The organism is Actinokineospora terrae, assembly GCF_900111175.1.
Lineage (GTDB): Bacteria > Actinomycetota > Actinomycetes > Mycobacteriales > Pseudonocardiaceae > Actinokineospora > Actinokineospora terrae.
Window position 1 is genome coordinate 362258 of record NZ_FOGI01000004.1, and the last position, 15377, is coordinate 377634.

Annotated in this window: 15 protein-coding genes; 7 read left to right on the forward strand and 8 right to left on the reverse strand. The window is 72.7% G+C overall.

Going from position 1 to position 15377, the window contains the following annotated elements; translation table 11 throughout:
* The first annotated feature begins 65 nt into the window (after nt 1–65).
* The 4 genes from sucB to lipB all read left to right on the forward strand — a co-directional run bounded on the left by sucB (nt 66) and on the right by lipB (nt 4131).
* Complete coding sequence (sucB, locus tag BMY07_RS10190; protein WP_092776853.1) at nt 66–1823, forward strand: 2-oxoglutarate dehydrogenase, E2 component, dihydrolipoamide succinyltransferase; 1758 nt, start codon at nt 66–68, stop codon at nt 1821–1823.
* Between the two features lie 108 nt (nt 1824–1931).
* The gene (locus BMY07_RS10195) at nt 1932–2807 is read left to right on the forward strand and encodes a TIGR01777 family oxidoreductase (RefSeq protein WP_092776855.1); all 876 of its coding nucleotides are present in this window, start codon (nt 1932–1934) and stop codon (nt 2805–2807) included.
* On the forward strand, nt 2804–3412 hold the full coding sequence (locus tag BMY07_RS10200) for a phosphatase PAP2 family protein (protein WP_092776856.1): 609 nt from the start codon (nt 2804–2806) through the stop codon (nt 3410–3412). The genes BMY07_RS10195 and BMY07_RS10200 overlap by 4 nt, the downstream gene beginning before the upstream one ends.
* On the forward strand, nt 3409–4131 hold the full coding sequence (gene lipB / locus BMY07_RS10205) for a lipoyl(octanoyl) transferase LipB (RefSeq protein WP_092776859.1): 723 nt from the start codon (nt 3409–3411) through the stop codon (nt 4129–4131). Before BMY07_RS10200 ends, lipB begins: the two co-directional genes overlap by 4 nt.
* 546 nt (nt 4132–4677) lie before the next feature.
* Here the strand turns inward: lipB and BMY07_RS10210 are convergent.
* The 8 genes from BMY07_RS10210 to BMY07_RS10245 form a co-directional block, all read right to left on the reverse strand.
* Nucleotides 4678–5319, reverse strand: coding sequence for a hypothetical protein (locus BMY07_RS10210; protein WP_143073424.1), 642 nt, complete (start codon nt 5317–5319; stop codon nt 4678–4680).
* A 9-nt stretch (nt 5320–5328) separates the two neighbouring features.
* Nucleotides 5329–6216 (reverse strand): hypothetical protein, encoded by an 888-nt coding sequence (locus BMY07_RS10215; RefSeq protein WP_143073425.1) that lies wholly within the window; start codon nt 6214–6216, stop codon nt 5329–5331.
* A gap of 185 nt (nt 6217–6401) precedes the next feature.
* Entirely contained in the window at nt 6402–7439 is a 1038-nt protein-coding gene (locus BMY07_RS10220) for a hypothetical protein (protein WP_092776865.1), read from the reverse strand.
* Nucleotides 7436–8467 carry a hypothetical protein gene (locus BMY07_RS10225; protein WP_092776867.1) on the reverse strand — a complete coding sequence of 344 codons (1032 nt, stop codon included), beginning with the start codon at nt 8465–8467 and terminating at the stop codon, nt 7436–7438. Before BMY07_RS10225 ends, BMY07_RS10220 begins: the two co-directional genes overlap by 4 nt.
* On the reverse strand, nt 8464–9567 hold the full coding sequence (locus tag BMY07_RS10230) for a hypothetical protein (protein WP_092776869.1): 1104 nt from the start codon (nt 9565–9567) through the stop codon (nt 8464–8466). The genes BMY07_RS10225 and BMY07_RS10230 overlap by 4 nt, the downstream gene beginning before the upstream one ends.
* The gene (locus BMY07_RS10235; protein WP_143073426.1) at nt 9564–10658 is read right to left on the reverse strand and encodes a hypothetical protein; all 1095 of its coding nucleotides are present in this window, start codon (nt 10656–10658) and stop codon (nt 9564–9566) included. The genes BMY07_RS10230 and BMY07_RS10235 overlap by 4 nt, the downstream gene beginning before the upstream one ends.
* A gap of 89 nt (nt 10659–10747) precedes the next feature.
* The gene (locus BMY07_RS10240) at nt 10748–11638 is read right to left on the reverse strand and encodes a hypothetical protein (RefSeq protein ID WP_143073427.1); all 891 of its coding nucleotides are present in this window, start codon (nt 11636–11638) and stop codon (nt 10748–10750) included.
* Nucleotides 11639–11874: 236 nt separating this feature from the next.
* Nucleotides 11875–12582, reverse strand: coding sequence for a TetR/AcrR family transcriptional regulator (locus BMY07_RS10245; RefSeq protein ID WP_092777339.1), 708 nt, complete (start codon nt 12580–12582; stop codon nt 11875–11877).
* Between the two features lie 96 nt (nt 12583–12678).
* On the opposite strand from BMY07_RS10245, the gene BMY07_RS10250 reads away from it, so the two are divergent.
* The 3 genes from BMY07_RS10250 to lipA are packed head-to-tail and all read left to right on the forward strand — an operon-like array spanning nt 12679 to nt 15191.
* Nucleotides 12679–13182 (forward strand): hypothetical protein, encoded by a 504-nt coding sequence (locus tag BMY07_RS10250; RefSeq protein WP_092776875.1) that lies wholly within the window; start codon nt 12679–12681, stop codon nt 13180–13182.
* 60 nt (nt 13183–13242) lie between these two features.
* Nucleotides 13243–14172, forward strand: coding sequence for an oxidoreductase (locus BMY07_RS10255; protein WP_092776877.1), 930 nt, complete (start codon nt 13243–13245; stop codon nt 14170–14172).
* Nucleotides 14173–14189: 17 nt separating this feature from the next.
* Nucleotides 14190–15191: a lipoyl synthase gene (gene lipA, locus BMY07_RS10260; protein WP_092776879.1), complete on the forward strand. Its 1002-nt coding sequence runs from the start codon at nt 14190–14192 to the stop codon at nt 15189–15191.
* Nucleotides 15192–15377 lie beyond the last annotated feature (186 nt).

The window sequence follows — 15377 nt, forward strand, 5'->3', positions numbered from 1 at the left end:
CCGTGGACGGCTCAGCCCCAACCCGCCCGTCAGCCAAGCAGCAAGCACGAGGAGTCTGAACAACCATGGCGTTCTCCGTTGAGATGCCCGCCCTCGGTGAGAGCGTCACCGAGGGCACCGTCACCCGCTGGCTCAAGCAGGAGGGCGACACCGTCGAGCTCGACGAGCCGTTGGTCGAGGTGTCCACCGACAAGGTCGACACCGAGATCCCCTCGCCCGCCGCCGGTGTGCTGCAGAAGATCGTCGCCGCCGAGGACGAGACGGTGGCGGTCGGCGCGCAGCTGGCCATCATCGGCGACGGCTCGGACGCCGACCCGGGTGCCGGCTCCGACGCGAGCTCCGACTCCGGTGCCGAGCAGGCCGCCGAGCCCGAGGCGCAGCCGGAGCAGGCGCAGGCGCAGGCCGAGGCGCCCAAGCCGGAGCCCTCCGCCGACGCCCCCAAGGGCGGCGACGGCAAGGGCACCGACGTGACCATGCCCGCGCTCGGCGAGAGCGTCACCGAGGGCACCGTCACCCGCTGGCTCAAGCAGGTCGGCGACAGCGTCGAGGTCGACGAGCCGCTGGTCGAGGTGTCCACCGACAAGGTCGACACCGAGATCCCGTCGCCGGTCGCGGGCACCCTGCTGGAGATCAGCGCCGGTGAGGACGCCACGGTCGAGGTCGGCGGCAAGCTCGCGGTGATCGGCGAGGCTGGCAGCGCCCCCGCGGCGGAGCAGGCACCGGAGCCCGAGCAGGAAGCCCCCAAGGCCGAGCCGAGGCAGGAGGCCCCGAAGGCGGAGCCGAAGCCGGAGCCCAAGCAGGAAGCGCCCCAGCAGGCGGCGCCCAAGGCCGAGCCCGCGCCGGTCGCCAAGGCGGAGCCGTCGAGCAACGGCGGTGGCTCCCCGTACGTGACCCCGCTGGTGCGCAAGCTGGCCGCCGAGCACGGCGTCGACCTGTCCGGGCTCTCCGGCACCGGGGTCGGCGGCCGCATCCGCAAGCAGGACGTGCTCGCCGCCGCCGAGGCCAAGAAGGCCCCGGCCCCGCAGCAGAGCGCGCCCAGCACCCCGGCGCCCGCCGCGGCGGCCTCGCCGGCGCCGTCCGCGTCCACTTCGGACGCCTCGCTGCGCGGCACCACGCAGAAGCTGACCCGCCTGCGCCAGACGGTGTCGCGGCGCATGGTCGAGTCGCTGCAGACCGCGGCCCAGCTCACCCAGGTGATCGAGGTCGACGTGACCCGCATCGCCAAGCTGCGGGCCAAGTCCAAGACCGCGTTCGAGCAGCGCGAGGGCGTCAAGCTGACCTTCCTGCCGTTCTTCGCCAAGGCGGCGGTCGAGGCGCTCAAGCAGCACCCGAAGCTCAACGCCTCGATCAACGACGAGACCAACGAGGTCACCTACCACGGCGCCGAGCACCTGGGCATCGCGGTGGACACCGAGCGCGGCCTGCTCACCCCGGCCATCCGCGACGCCGGTGACCTGAGCATCAGCGGCCTCTCGCACAAGATCGCCGACCTCGCGGCGCGCACCAGGGCGAACAAGGTCACCCCGGACGAGCTGTTCGGCGCGACGTTCAACCTGACCAACCTGGGCAGCCAGGGCGCGCTGTTCGACACCCCGATCATCCAGCTGCCGCAGGTGGCGATCCTGGGTGTCGGCCTGGTCGTGAAGCGGCCGGTCGTGGTGACCGACTCCGGCGGCGACGACACCATCGCCATCCGGTCCATGGTGTACCTGGCGCTGACCTACGACCACCGCCTCGTCGACGGCGCGGACGCGGGCCGGTTCCTCACCGCGGTGAAGAACCGCCTGGAAGAGGGCGCGTTCGAGGGCGACCTCGGGCTGTAGTCGTACCTGAGCGCGAGGGCCGTCTCCCGGTGGGGGGCGGCCCTCGCCGCGTCCGGGGTTGATCGACCCGAACGTGCGGGGTGCCCGGCTGGTTGGGACGATCAGGACATGCGCGTACTCGTCGCCGGGTCATCCGGTCTCATCGGCACCGCTCTCGTGGCCAGGTTGCGCGCGGACGGCGACGAGGTGGTGCGGCTGGTGCGGCGCCGGGCGCAGGCTCCGGACGAGCGCACCTGGGACCCGCCTGCCGGGGTGATCGCCGCGGACGCGCTGTCCGGGGTGGACGCGGTGGTGAACCTGTGCGGCGCCGGGATCGGCGACCGGCGGTGGAGCCACGCGCGCAAGCAGGTGCTGCTGGACTCGCGGGTGGAGCCGACCGAGGTGCTGGCCGCCGCGGTCGCCGAGCACGGGATCCCGGTGCTGGTGAACGGGTCCGCGGTCGGGTACTACGGCGACACAGACGGTCCGGCCGACGAGAGCACGCCAGCGGGGTCGGGGTTCCTGGCCGAGCTGTGCGTGCGGTGGGAAGCGGCGACGGAGGCCGCTGCCGGTGCCCGGGTCGTGCTGGCGCGGTCGGGTCAGGTGCTGTCGCAGCGCGGTGGGCTGCTGGGGCGCCTGCGGCCGCTGTTCGCCCTCGGGCTCGGCGGGCGGCTGGGCGACGGCACCCAGTACCTGCCGTGGATCCACGTGGACGACGAGGTGGACGCGTTGGCGTTCGTGCTGCGCAACGACATCGCCGGGCCGGTGAACCTGGTCGGGCCCGCGCCCGCGACCAACGCCGAGTTCACCAAGGCCTTCGGCGCGGCCAAGTCCCGCCCCGCGGTCCTGCCGGTGCCCAGGGCGGCGCTGCGGCTGGCGACCGGCGACTTCGCCGACGAGATCCTGCGCAGCCAACTGGTGGCGCCGAAGGTGTTGCGGGACAACGGGTTCGTCTTCCGGTACGACACCGTCGAACGGGCCTTGGCCGCCACCGAGGCGCGGTGAGGCGGCTCGCGGCGATCGGAGTCCTGCTGCTCGGCGTGTTCTTCGTGCTGGGCAAGGTCGTCTCCGACGTGACACCGGGGCTGGACGTGGCGGTCGCCGACACCCTGGGCGCCGACTGGCAGGGCGGGGTCGGGCGGGTCGCGTACGCGGGCAGCCTGGTGCTCGGGCCGGTGCTGCCCGCGGTGGCGGCGCTCGGGCTGGTCGTGGCGGCGGTGGTGAACCGGGGCAGGCCGCGGCTGATGGGGCTGCTGCTGCGGTGCGTGCTGCTGCTGGCGGTGTGCCGGGCGGTGTCGCTGGTCAAGCCGCTGTTCGACCGGGCGCGGCCGCGCGACTACCCGGACCTCAGCTTCCCCAGCGGGCACGTGGTGTCGGTGGCGTCGGTCGGGTTCACCGCGGTCGTGCTGTGCGCGTGGCTGGCCAGACACCGGCTGCGGCTGGTGGTGGCGATCTCGTCGGTCGCGGTGGCCCTGGCCGCGCTGTGCCGGATCCTGCTCGACGTGCACTGGCTGACCGACGTGGTGGGCGCGACGCTGGGTGTGACGGCGGTCGGTCTGCTTGCCGGGGTCGCCCTCCGGCTGCTGCCCGCGCGTACGCTGGGGCCGTGAGCACCCTCTCCTGCCGCGCCGACACCCACCCGGTCTCGGTGCGCGAAGTCGGCACCATCGACTACCACGAGGCCTGGGCACTGCAGCGCGACCTGGTGGACGCGCGCGCCGACGGCACCGGCTCCGACACGCTGCTGCTGCTGGAGCACCCCTCGGTCTACACGGCGGGCAAGCGCACCACGCCCGAGGAGCGCCCGACCGACGGCACCGAGGTCGTCGACGTCGACCGCGGCGGGAAGATCACCTGGCACGGGCCGGGGCAACTGGTCGGCTACCCGATCATCAAGCTGTCCGACCCGGTCGACGTGGTGAACTACGTGCGCCGCGTCGAAGAGGGCCTGATCGCGATGTGCGCCCACCTCGGCCTCACCACCGGCCGCGTCGAGGGCCGCAGCGGCGTCTGGCTCCCCGCGGGCGGGGGTCGGCCCGAGCGCAAACTCGGCGCCATCGGCATCCGCGTCCAACGCGGCGTCACCCTGCACGGCTTCCAGATCAACTGCGACGCCGACCTCTCGGCGTTCGACACGATCGTCCCGTGCGGCATCAAGGACGCGGGCGTGACCTCCCTGACCGAGGAACTCGGCCGCCAGGTCACCGTCGCCGAGGTCCTCGACCTGGCCCGCACCGCAATCCCCGACGCCCTCGACGGCGCACTCCCGGTCGCAGAGCACTGGATCCCCCGCCCCACCGCCCCCGGCGTCACCTTCGCCCTGGCCTGACCCGCCACACCCACCGCCGCGGCAGAGCCGCCCCTGGGGGCGTCGGCTTTCTGGTGACGGCTTTCACCGGCACACCCCCGGGCGCCCTCGCCCCGGGGTGCTTCGCCATGCGCTGCCGGAGGCCCTCCCCGTCAACCCCAGCCCCCACCCTCTCCGGGGGGCGGCCCCGGCTCCATTTTATCGGGTGACGGTTGCGGGCCAAGCGGGTTGGCGGAAGCTGTGGACAGGTCGGGCGTTGTGGATGGACGCGAGCTGGGGAAAGAGGCTGGGGCGCGGGGAGGCATCACCCGGAAGTGGGTCCGGTGTGGACTGGAGTGCCGGATTGGGACGGGCTACGGCGGCCAGAGCACGGTCGGGTAGCCGAGCCGGCGTCAATCGGAAGTGGACGTGCCGGACTTGCGACGGGCTGCGGCGATCAAGGAATGGTCGGGGGAGCCGAAGGGGCGTCATCCGGAAATAGGTCAGATATGGACGCGCCGGATTCGAGACGGCCGCAGCGACCAAGGAGCGGTCCGGGGAGCCGAAGGGGCGTCACCGGGGAGTGGGTCAGGTGTGGGCTGGGGTGCCCGACCTGAGGCGGGCTACGGCGACCAGGGAGTGGTCGGGGTAGCCGAGGGCGGTGAGGGGGGCGGGAGGGCCTGCGAGCCAGATGTGGCCGGTGGTGGTCAGGTGGTCGACGAGCGGGGTGGGGACGGCGGTGAGGGTGGCGTGGAGGGTGGTGCCGTCGGGGAGGGTGAGGGTGGCCGCGGCGGTGGTGAGGTCGCCGGAGTCGGTGGGCCAGGGGTCGAGGGTGGCGGGGACCCGGCACCAGGGGCCGCGGCGGGTCAGCCACGGGAGGCGCCACTCGGCGACGCGGCCACCGAGGCGGGCGAGGCCGAAGCCGGTCAGGCAGAACACGGCCACCAGGAACCCGACCCCGGACGTCGTCGGCGCCTTGGCGAAGGTCACCACCGCGGCGGCGGGCCACACCAGCACCACGACCACCGCCGGGGTCATCGCCATCGCCGCCCGGACGCGGACCTCCCTGGCCAGGGTCGACCGCGGCACTGCGGACAGGTGCGGAGAGGCGAGCCCCAGGGCGAACGTGGCCACCGCGGCCCCGTACACCAGCCCACGCCCCAAGTCGTGGACGGCGTACAGCACAACACTGACCAACCCGATCACGGCTAACACCGCACGAACGACCATCACACCCCCTTAGCCCACCCGCGCGTAAGCGGCGTGGGGCAGCCCAGGGAATCCAACCGCCACCCGCCTGCCGTTCCCCGCGACCCACAGACTCGAACTGTCGCCCGCAGCCCCCACCAAATCCACCGACGCAGCAGGCAGCACCACCTCGCGACTGCCCCCATCGGCGAACCGCAACACCACCACCACACGAGCAGTACCGCCCCGACGCGTCTCACACACACCAAGCACAGCGTCCGCCCGCACCCACTCCCCCGAGCCGACTAACCCAGGCAGCACCAGGTCCCACCCCCGATGGCCGACAACAAGCGCCGTGAACACCCCGCTGACCACCACGAACACCAACCACATCACACCCACGTAATGCGCAGCGACCAAGGCCAAGCCCACCAACCCCACACCCCACACCAGAACGAGCTGCGCAAACACCAAGAGCACCCGATCACGCAGAGTCCTAGCCCACCGCTCAGTCACCCCTGCCGCCCCCGACACCGGCACTGCCACCGCTGTGGCGGACTCCGGCGCCGCGCCCGACACCTGCCCTGTCACGCCAGCCACCGATTCTGTCACCGCCGCCGGTTCGGCAACGCCCAGGAGCGGCCGGGATACCTTGGCTGGGAACAGTTCGCGTGACCCAGGCACCCGTAGCACCGCCCACTTCCCCCGCCCGCGCACCAGGTCCACCGAGTCGGTGATCATCGCCAGGTGGGCTGGGTCGATACGCACCTCGAACACCGTCAGGCCGTCGTCGGTCACCTCGATCAACGAAGACCAGCGGCCACGGCGCAGCACGCGGGCAGGCACCGTCTGCCACGGATGTGAGTGCAGGCAAGGAAGGCCGTGGTTCACCCACGTGGAGTTACTGCCCGGCAACGGAGCCCACAGCACGGTGAGCAACAACGGTGTAAGTGCCGTCAACCCCCCAGGCAGTCCAAAGTGGTCCACCACTGCGGCGAAAGCCCAGAACACCAAGCAAAAGGCGATACCCGCGACACCGAGGGCCCGGGAGCTCACCCCCGTCCGGTACCGCCGTTCCCACACGCGGACCAGGATCGCCGTGATCGGGTCGCGAGCAGCGGGTGTCATGGCCGGGTGATGGTGCCGACCGCGAGGAGCGGAAAGCCGGGGAAGCCTGCTGCGACCGTGCCTTCCGTGCCGGTGACCCACAGGGTGCCGCTGTCCACCACGGCTCCCAGCAGGTCCACGGAGGCGGCGGGCATGGTCACCACGCGTGTGGTGCCGTCGTCGAAGCGCAGGGTGGCTGTGGCGTTGGCGGTGCTGTCTCGGCGCGTGGTCCAGTTGCTGGGTGCCGCGGCCGCGCGGACCCACTCCCCCGAGGCGACCAGCGCGGGTAGCCGGATGTCCGCGAGGCGGTGGCGCATCACGAAAGCGGCGACGGCCAGCACGCACACGAAGACACCCGCGGCCAAGGCGATCGCGTAGGGCGAGCTCCAGATGAGCGCGCTGACGAGCGAGAGCACCCCCAGCACGAGGGCCAGCTGGGCGGCCACCCACAAGAGACGGTCACGGGCCAGGCCCGCCCACCGCTCGGTCACCGCAACCGCGGGCACCTCGGCGGGCTCGACCGGACCCCGGACCCTGGCCGGGAACATCTCGCGCGACCCCGGTACCCGCAGGACCGCGCGCTTGCCCCGTTCGCGGATCAGGTACGCGGTGTCGGTGATCATGGCCCGGTGCGCCGGGTCGATCCACACCTGGAACACGACCGGCGCGCCGTCGTCGGTCACCTCGACCACCGACGACCACCGACCGGCGCGCAGCACCCGTGCCCGGACCGCCCGCCACGGGTGGATGTTCAGCTGCCGGAGGGTCGAGCGCACCCAGCGGTAGTGCGAACCCGGCAGCCAGTAGCCGATCAGGATGAGGGCGTTGTTCACGACGAGGATGATCGGCAGCGGCGTGTTGATGCTCTCCGCCAGGAGGAACATGGCGATGGCGAACAGCAGGAGCACGCTGGAGACGACCGTGAGCGCGCGGGTGCTGGCCCCGGACCGGTACCGCAGGTGCCACACCCACATCAGGATCGACGTCGTCGGGTCGTGTGCGGCGATCACCCCCTCCCGCGGCGCGGCGACGGGCGAGTCATGAGTGCTGGTCATGCTGGGACGACCTCCCCTACAGCGAGCAACGGATAACCCGGGAACCCGACCGCCACCCGGCCTTCCGTGCCCGTAGTCCACAGTTCAGAACTGTCCGCGACAGCGCCCAACAGATCGACGGACGCGGCGGACATGGCCACCGCGCGCATCGCGCCGTCCTCGAAGCGCAAGAACACCTTCGCCTCGGCCGTGCCGTCCCGGCGGGCCTTCCACGGACCAAGAGCAGCGTCCGCCCGCGTCCACTGCGCCGAGTCGACCAGCGCGGGCAGCCGGAGATCCGCGAGGCGGTGGCTCACCGCGATCAACCCGACCACGGCGATGAGCAGGTAGCAGCCCGCCATCGCCACGACCAGGCGGGCGGGAGGGTCGGTGAGCCAGACGCCGAGCAGCAGTGCACCGACGAGCAGCGCGCCCTGGACCGGCAGGAGCAGGATCCGCTCGCGCAGCACCCTGGCCCACCGCTCGGTCACCCGGACCGCGGGTACCTCGACGGCCGCGACCGGTCCCCGTGCTCTGGCCAGGAACATGGCCCGCGACCCGGGAACCCGCAGCACCGCCTGCTCACCGTGGCGCACCAGGTACGCGGTGTCGGTGATCATCGCCAGGTGCGCCGGGTCGATCCAGACCGACAGCTCCACCGGCACCCGGTCGACCACCTCGACCACCGCCGACCACCGGCCACCGCGCAGCACCCGGGCGGGCACGACCCGCCACGGCTGGGCGCGCAGCAGGCCGAGCGCGGGATGCGCCCAGCGCAGGCTTGAGCCGGGGAACCAGTACCAGGCCTGGAATCCGAGGGCGAACACGATGAAGTAGACCGCGTACGTCGCGCTGGTCGGGCCCGCGAGCAGGGCCTGGAGCGCGCCGAGCAGCAGGAAGGCGCCGGTGGAGAGGGCGAACGTGCGGGGCGTTGCGCCGAACCGGTACCGCAGGTGCCACACCCGCATCAGCGTGGACGTCACCTGGTCCTGGGCGGCGACCACCTCTGGTCGGGGGGCGGCGACGGGCGGGGTGCCGGTACCGGTCATGCCGAGACGACCTCTCCTACCGCGAGCAACGGGTAGCCGGGGAAGCCGACCGCCACCCGGCCCTCGGTTCCGGTGATCCACAGCTCCGCGCTGTCGGCGATGGCGCCGATCAGGTCGACCGAGGCGGCGGGCAGGACGACTACGCGGACGGTGCCGTCGTCGAAGGTCAGGGTCGCGGTCGCGGGCACGGTGCCGTCGTGCTGGGCGAGCCACGGGCCGAGCTCGGCCTCGGCGGGCAGCCACTCGGCGGAGTCGACCAGCGCGGGCAACTGGAGGTCCAGGGCGCGGTGGCGCGTCGTGGTGGCCACGGCCAGCCCGACGACCAGGGTGAACCCGAGCCAGATCAGCGCCGTGACGAGCGATGGCGTGGTGATCTCGGCGATGACCAGCACGGCACCGAGCGCCACGGCCGCCTGCGCGTAGACCCGGCGGATCCGGTCGCGCAGCTCCTCGGCCCACCGCTGCGTCACAGGGACGGCGGGGATCTCGACGGTGGTCACCGGTCGCCGTGACACCTTGGCCGGGAACAGCTCGCGCGAACCGGGAACCCGCACGACCGCCCGGTCCCGCTTGCCGCGGACCAGGTACACGGTGTCGGTCACCATCGCCAGGTGCGCCGGGTCGATCCACACCGTGTACCGCACCGGGTCGCCGTCGTCGGTCACCTCGACCACCGCCGAGCGCCGACCCGCTCGCAGCACCCTGGCAGGCACCGCCCGCCACGGCTCGGTGCCCAACCGGCGCAGGGCGAGGGGGCGCCAGAACACGCGCGAGCCCGGCAGCAGGTTGCCGAGCAGGAACGCCACGACGGTCACGAGGTGGATCCGCGAGGGTGACCCGCCCGGGTCGCCCGCCAGGATCTGCACGACCGCGGAGAACGCCACGACCAGCAGGAGGAAGCCGGACATCGCCCGGTGGCCGATCCCGGGTCGGTACTGCTGGTCCCACACCCGCACGAGGACCGACGTCGTCCGGTCCCGGACGGCGATCACCCCGGCGGGCGGGGCGGCGACGGGCGGTTCGACGTCGGTGCGCACACCTGCGTGATCGTCGGCGACACGGGTTTCGTCACGTCGCGCCGACCACGTCCCGCTGCTCACGCCTGGCTCCCCGAAGCGTCACCCAGCGGCGCGGCAACACTGCCCGAAGAGGCCGAGCTGCCCGCGGCCACGTCACTGCCCACCGGCACGTGGCCGACCGTGGTGACGCGACCAACGGCGACCATCGGGTACCCCGGGTACCCGACCGCGACGAAGCGTCCTGGCTCGACCCGACCCGCCACCCACGCGCCGCCGGTGTCGTGGACGGCGCCGAGCAGGTCCGTCATCGCGTTGGGCAGGGCGACCTCGGCGGTGGTGCCATCGGCGTACCGCAGGGCCGCCGTGGTCTTGGCCGACGAGTCCCGCCGGGGCGACCACGGCGCGACCGAGGCACTCACGGGCAACCAGCCACCCGCCGCGACGAGCCCGGGCAACCGGCGGTCGACCACCCGGTACCAGGTCCGCGCCGCGACCGCGCCGATGAGAACGGCCATGACGAGCACCGTCACCAGGCCGGCCAACCCGTCGGAGTCCAGCACTCCGACGACGAACACGGAGGGCAGCACCACGACCGTCAACGGGAGCACGGGCTGCCAGGCGCGCGCGGCGAGCAACCGGGCCCAGATCGCGATCGGGTCGCCGGTCTCGGCCTTGGGCACCGGGCGCGCTGCCGGGGCCTTCGGCAGTCGGGTCGCCGGGTAGGCCTCGTGCGAGCCCTCCACCCGGATCGCCGCGACAGCACCGCCGTCGACCAGCCAGGCCCTACCGGTCCGCCGCACCACCACCCGGTGCGCGGCGACCAGCCCGACCACGCGGAACGGGACCGTGACCCCGTCGACCACGACGCCGAGATCGCTGCCGTACAACGATCGCCGCAGCACGGTGACCTCGACGGGACGCCAGTGCGCGCCGGGCAGCAGCGCGGCGCCCAGCCTGCCCAGCCGGACGACCCGCCCCACGTGCCAGGCGTTGCGGAGGGCCACCACGGCCACCACCCCGCACACCGCGGCCAGCAGCGGGTCGCCGAACGCGGCAACGAAAACGGCGATCAGGGTGAGGAACACGCCCTGGGCGAGCGACACCAGCAGCAGCGACCGCGTCGCGCCGGGCCGCAGGCGCACCAACAGCTCCGTGGTCGGATCGCTCAGCACAGGCCTGTCCAGGACAGGTTCGATCAACACGACTGACCCCCAGGTAGCCATCCCCGACCGAGGACGACTCTAGGCGATCACCCGCGGCGTCAGGCGGTGCCGTCGACCGAGGTGATCTTGGCGATGGTCAGCACCGGGTAGCCGGGGTACCCGAGTGCCACCCAACGGCCCCGCTTGACCTCGCCCGCCACCGACAGCCACCCGAGTTCGGTGAAGGTGCCCACCACGTCGAACAGCACGTAGGGCATGGCGGCGACGGCCGTGGTACCACCGGGAAGGGTCAGCCTCGCGGTCGCGCCCCGGCTGGATCGCGCTCCCGCGGGCAACGGCTCGGCGGCGACCTGGGCGGTCACCCAGCCGCCGCGGCGCACCAGGCGCGGCAGCCGCCAAGCGGGCCACAGGCACCACGCCGTGAAGTTCGACCAGGTCAGCGTCAGGCTGAACAGGCAGGAGACGATCAGGATCGCGGGCAACCCCAGGTCGGTGTCCCCGGTGAACACCGGGGTGGCGAACACCGCCGCCAGCACCAGCGTGGTCAGCGGCCTGCGCGCGAGGCGGCGCAGGTGCAGCGCCCAGGCCAGGGTCGGCTCGACCTGCTCGGCCTTGGGGATCGCGCGCCGCCCGGTCGGCGCGGGGACCGTGGTCGCCGGGTGGGCCTCGTGCGAGCCGTCGATCCGCAACGCGGCGACACCGTCGGCGTCCGGGCCGACCAGCCACGCCTGCTGCTGGCGCCGCAGCTGCGTCCGGTGCGCCCCGTACAGCGAGGGAACCCGCAGGACGACGGTCGCCCCGTCCACCAGGACCGCGAGGGTGGTCAGGTGTGCCACCCCGCCGAGCACGGTGACGCCGACGTGGCGCCAGGTCGCGTCCCGCACGAGGGCGGCGATGGGCTGGGCCGCGCGGGAATCACGGCGCCAGTACCAGAGGGACTTGAGATAAATCGCGAAGAACGAACCGGAGATCAATGCCAGGAGCGGCATTCCGTGCCAAAGGTGGAAAACGACCCAACCGATCAGCGCCAGTTGGACCGGATAAAGCCACCGCACGGCCCGGGTGAGCAAAGGGCGCAGGTCAAGCAGCCGAGCGGTGGTCGGATCACCCAGAACCGGCATTCCCGGCGCGGGTTCGGTCAATAAGGACATCTCGTTCACCCCAGTGAAAGATGCGATTCAGCGGGCGAACTGTAGTACCGCGCACCGGCGCGGCCGCGAGTGGATTAGCCGCGGAGTTTGCGCAGCAATGACGCCGCGGGCTGGGCCGGTTGCGCGTTCCCGGTCGGTGCGCCGCCGTCGTGGCCCGCGACCCGCATGCCCTCGAGCACCCGGATGATGGTGCGGGAGACGTCGGTCCCGGCCTTCCTCGGGTCGTCGGCGCCCGCGATGATCGCCGCGCCGGTCTGCAGCGCGCCGAACAGGATCCGCGCGGTGACCTCGACCGGCAGGTCGTCGATCTCGCCCGCCTCGACCAGCGCCTCGACGGCGCCCTTCACCAGCCCGAAGCTGAAGTGCTCCTCGGCCTCGCGCCAGCGCTCCCAGCCCATCACCACCGGGCCCTCGTGGATGGCGATGCGCTGGTAGGACGGTTCGAGGCAGACCTGCACGTAGGCCTGCAACCCGCTGACCGCCCGGTCCCACGGGGTGCCGGGGCCCGCGACGACCTGGCCGAGCTTGGCCAGCACGGCCCGCTCCACGGCGCCGAAGGCGGCCTCGAACACGGCCTGCTTGCCGCTGAAGTGGTGGTAGAGCGCGCCCTTGGTGACCCTGGCCCGGCGCGCGATGGCGTCGAGGCTGGTGGCGGCGTAACCCTGCTTGGTGAACAGCGCGACCGCGGAGTCGACCAGGGCCTGCCTGGTCGACTCGCTGTAGTCCTCCCGGCGGGGGCGGGCTGTCGGCACGCTCACAACCCTAGGACATCGGCACGACATACCGACGGTACGTACCGGTGGTACGTTGGCCGGGACCTGGTCCATACCGCTGGTATGCCGCAGACCCGTGGTATGCCACCTCCGGGGGAGGAAGCCATGAGCTGGTCCGACTACCACCGCAGGCGCGCCGCGCTCGACGACGTGCTGGCCCGGCTGCGGCCCGACCCCGGCGCCCCGGTCCCGTTCACCGACGAGGTGGCCGAGCTCTTCGACAGCCCGGCGCAGGTGCTGCTGGCCCTGCACTACCGGTGGACGCTCAAGCTGACCGGCCGGGTCGGGCTCGCCCAGTCCGACGCGGACCGCGACCCCGACGTCGACCTGGTCGACGCGGTCACCACGGCCTGGTTGGACACCGCCGCCGAGCACGGCCTGCTCCGGGCGGTCATCGACGCGCACGCCGCGGCCGACCCCGAGGTCCTGCGGCCGGGCCTGGAGAGCGAGCAGCGGATGCTGGCGCTCGCCGCGGGTCTGGTCGGGCCGGGCGAGCCGCGCACGGAGATCACCCGGGTCGGCGCCGCGTTCACCGCGCTGCTGCGCTCCGCCCCGCGCCGGACCCCACCGGTGCGGCACCTGTTCGGGCGATACGCCGCGAGCGCCTGAGCGGTTCCTCAGTCCGGACTTCCTACCCTCGGGTAGCACAAGATCCCGAGGAGGCACCTGATGGCCTGGTCCGCCGCTGACATCCCCGACCTGAGCGGGAAGACCGCGCTGGTCACCGGCGCGAACTCCGGGCTGGGGCTGCGCACCGCGCAGGTGCTCAGCGACCGGGGCGCGCACGTGCTGATGGCCTGCCGGTCGGTCGAGCGCGGCCGGGCGGCGCTGGCCACCGTGTCCGGCGCGGCCGAGCTGCTCGACCTGGACCTCGCCGACCTGGGGTCGGTGCGGGCGGCCGCGGCGCAGGTGCGGGAGCGCACCGGCGACCGGCTCGACCTGCTGGTCAACAACGCGGGCGTGATGGTGCCGCCGAGGTCGACCACCGCGGACGGCTTCGAGCTGCAATTCGGCACCAACCACCTCGGGCACGCCGCGCTGACCTGGCTGGTGATGCCCGCGTTGCGCGGGGTCCCCGGCGCGCGGGTGGTGACGCTGTCGAGCATCGCCCACCGCAACCAGGGCTTCGACCTCAACGACCTGGACTTCCAGCACCGCGGGTACCGGGCGACCGCCGCGTACGCGCAGTCCAAGACCGCGAACCTGCTGTTCACCGTCGAGCTGCACCGCCGCGCGCAGGCGGCCGGGCTGGACCTGGTGAGCGTCGCGGCACATCCCGGGCTGGCGAACACGGAACTGGCGAGCAACTCGGCCAGGGCCAGGGTGGCCGGTCCGGTCGGCCGCGGCGTGGCCGCCGTCGTGCGGGCGGGCACCCGCCTGGTCACCGCCCCCGTCGACCGCGCCGTGCTGCCCCAGCTCTACGCCGCCACCGCGCCGGGGGTCACCGGCGGGCAGTACTACGGCCCCACCGGACCGGGTGAGATGTTCGGCGCCGTGGGTCCGGCGAAACCGCGATCACTGGTGCTGGACCCCACCATCGGCCGGACATTGTGGGTGCGGACAGCGGAACTGACCGGCGTTTCCCCGGATCCGGCCTAGAGGCGTAACCTGGCGGGGTGACAGTCGCGCCTGAGGGTCGGAAGATGCTGCGCCTGGAAGTGCGCAACAGCCAGACGCCGATCGAGAAGAAGCCCTCGTGGATCAAGACCCGGGCCAAGATGGGCCCGGAGTACCGCGAGCTCAAGGGCCTGGTCAAGCGTGAGGGCCTGCACACGGTGTGCGAGGAAGCGGGCTGTCCCAACATCTACGAGTGCTGGGAAGACCGCGAGGCGACCTTCCTGATCGGCGGCGAGCAGTGCACCCGCCGCTGCGACTTCTGCCAGATCGACACCGGCAAGCCCGCGGACCTCGACCGCGACGAGCCGCGCCGGGTGGCCGAGTCGGTGCAGGCGATGGGCCTGCGCTACTCGACGATCACCGGCGTCGCCCGCGACGACCTCGAGGACGGCGGCGCCTGGCTCTACGCCGAGACCGTCCGCCAGATCCACGCGCTCAACCCGGGCACCGGCGTCGAGCTGCTCATCCCCGACTTCAACGCGGTGCCCGAGCAGCTGGCCGAGGTGTTCGGCTCCCGGCCGCAGGTGCTCGCGCACAACCTGGAGACGGTGCCGCGGATCTTCAAGCGGATCCGGCCCGCGTTCCGCTACGACCGGTCGCTCTCGGTCATCACCGCCGCCCGCGAGGACGGCCTGGTCACCAAGTCGAACCTGATCCTGGGCATGGGCGAGACCCCGGACGAGGTCACCGAGGCGCTGGCCGACCTGCACGGTGCGGGCTGCGACATCATCACCATCACCCAGTACCTGCGGCCCAGCGTGCGCCACCACCCGGTCGACCGGTGGGTCAAGCCCGAGGAGTTCCTCGCGCACAAGGAGACCGCCGAGGCGCTGGGCTTCGCCGGGGTGATGGCCGGGCCGCTGGTGCGCTCGTCCTACCGGGCCGGTCGGCTCTACACCCAGGCCGTGGAGCACCGGGGCCAGCAGGTCCCGGAGAACCTGCGCCACCTGGCCGAGGCGGGCGAGTCCAGCCAGGAGATCAGCGCCCTGCTCAAGCGGTAGGTCCACCCGGTCAACACCCGCCCTCCCCCCTTTCTCCCTCCCGCCCTCCCCCCGGGGGATGACCCGGCGGATCCACACCCGGGGCGATCTCGGGGGCATCCCGGTTATGTCACGCTGCTCGCGGACGAAAGACTGAGTGCGGGCGCGCGGCAACCGGGTGCGGGTGCGGCGCGTCCCATGTCCCGA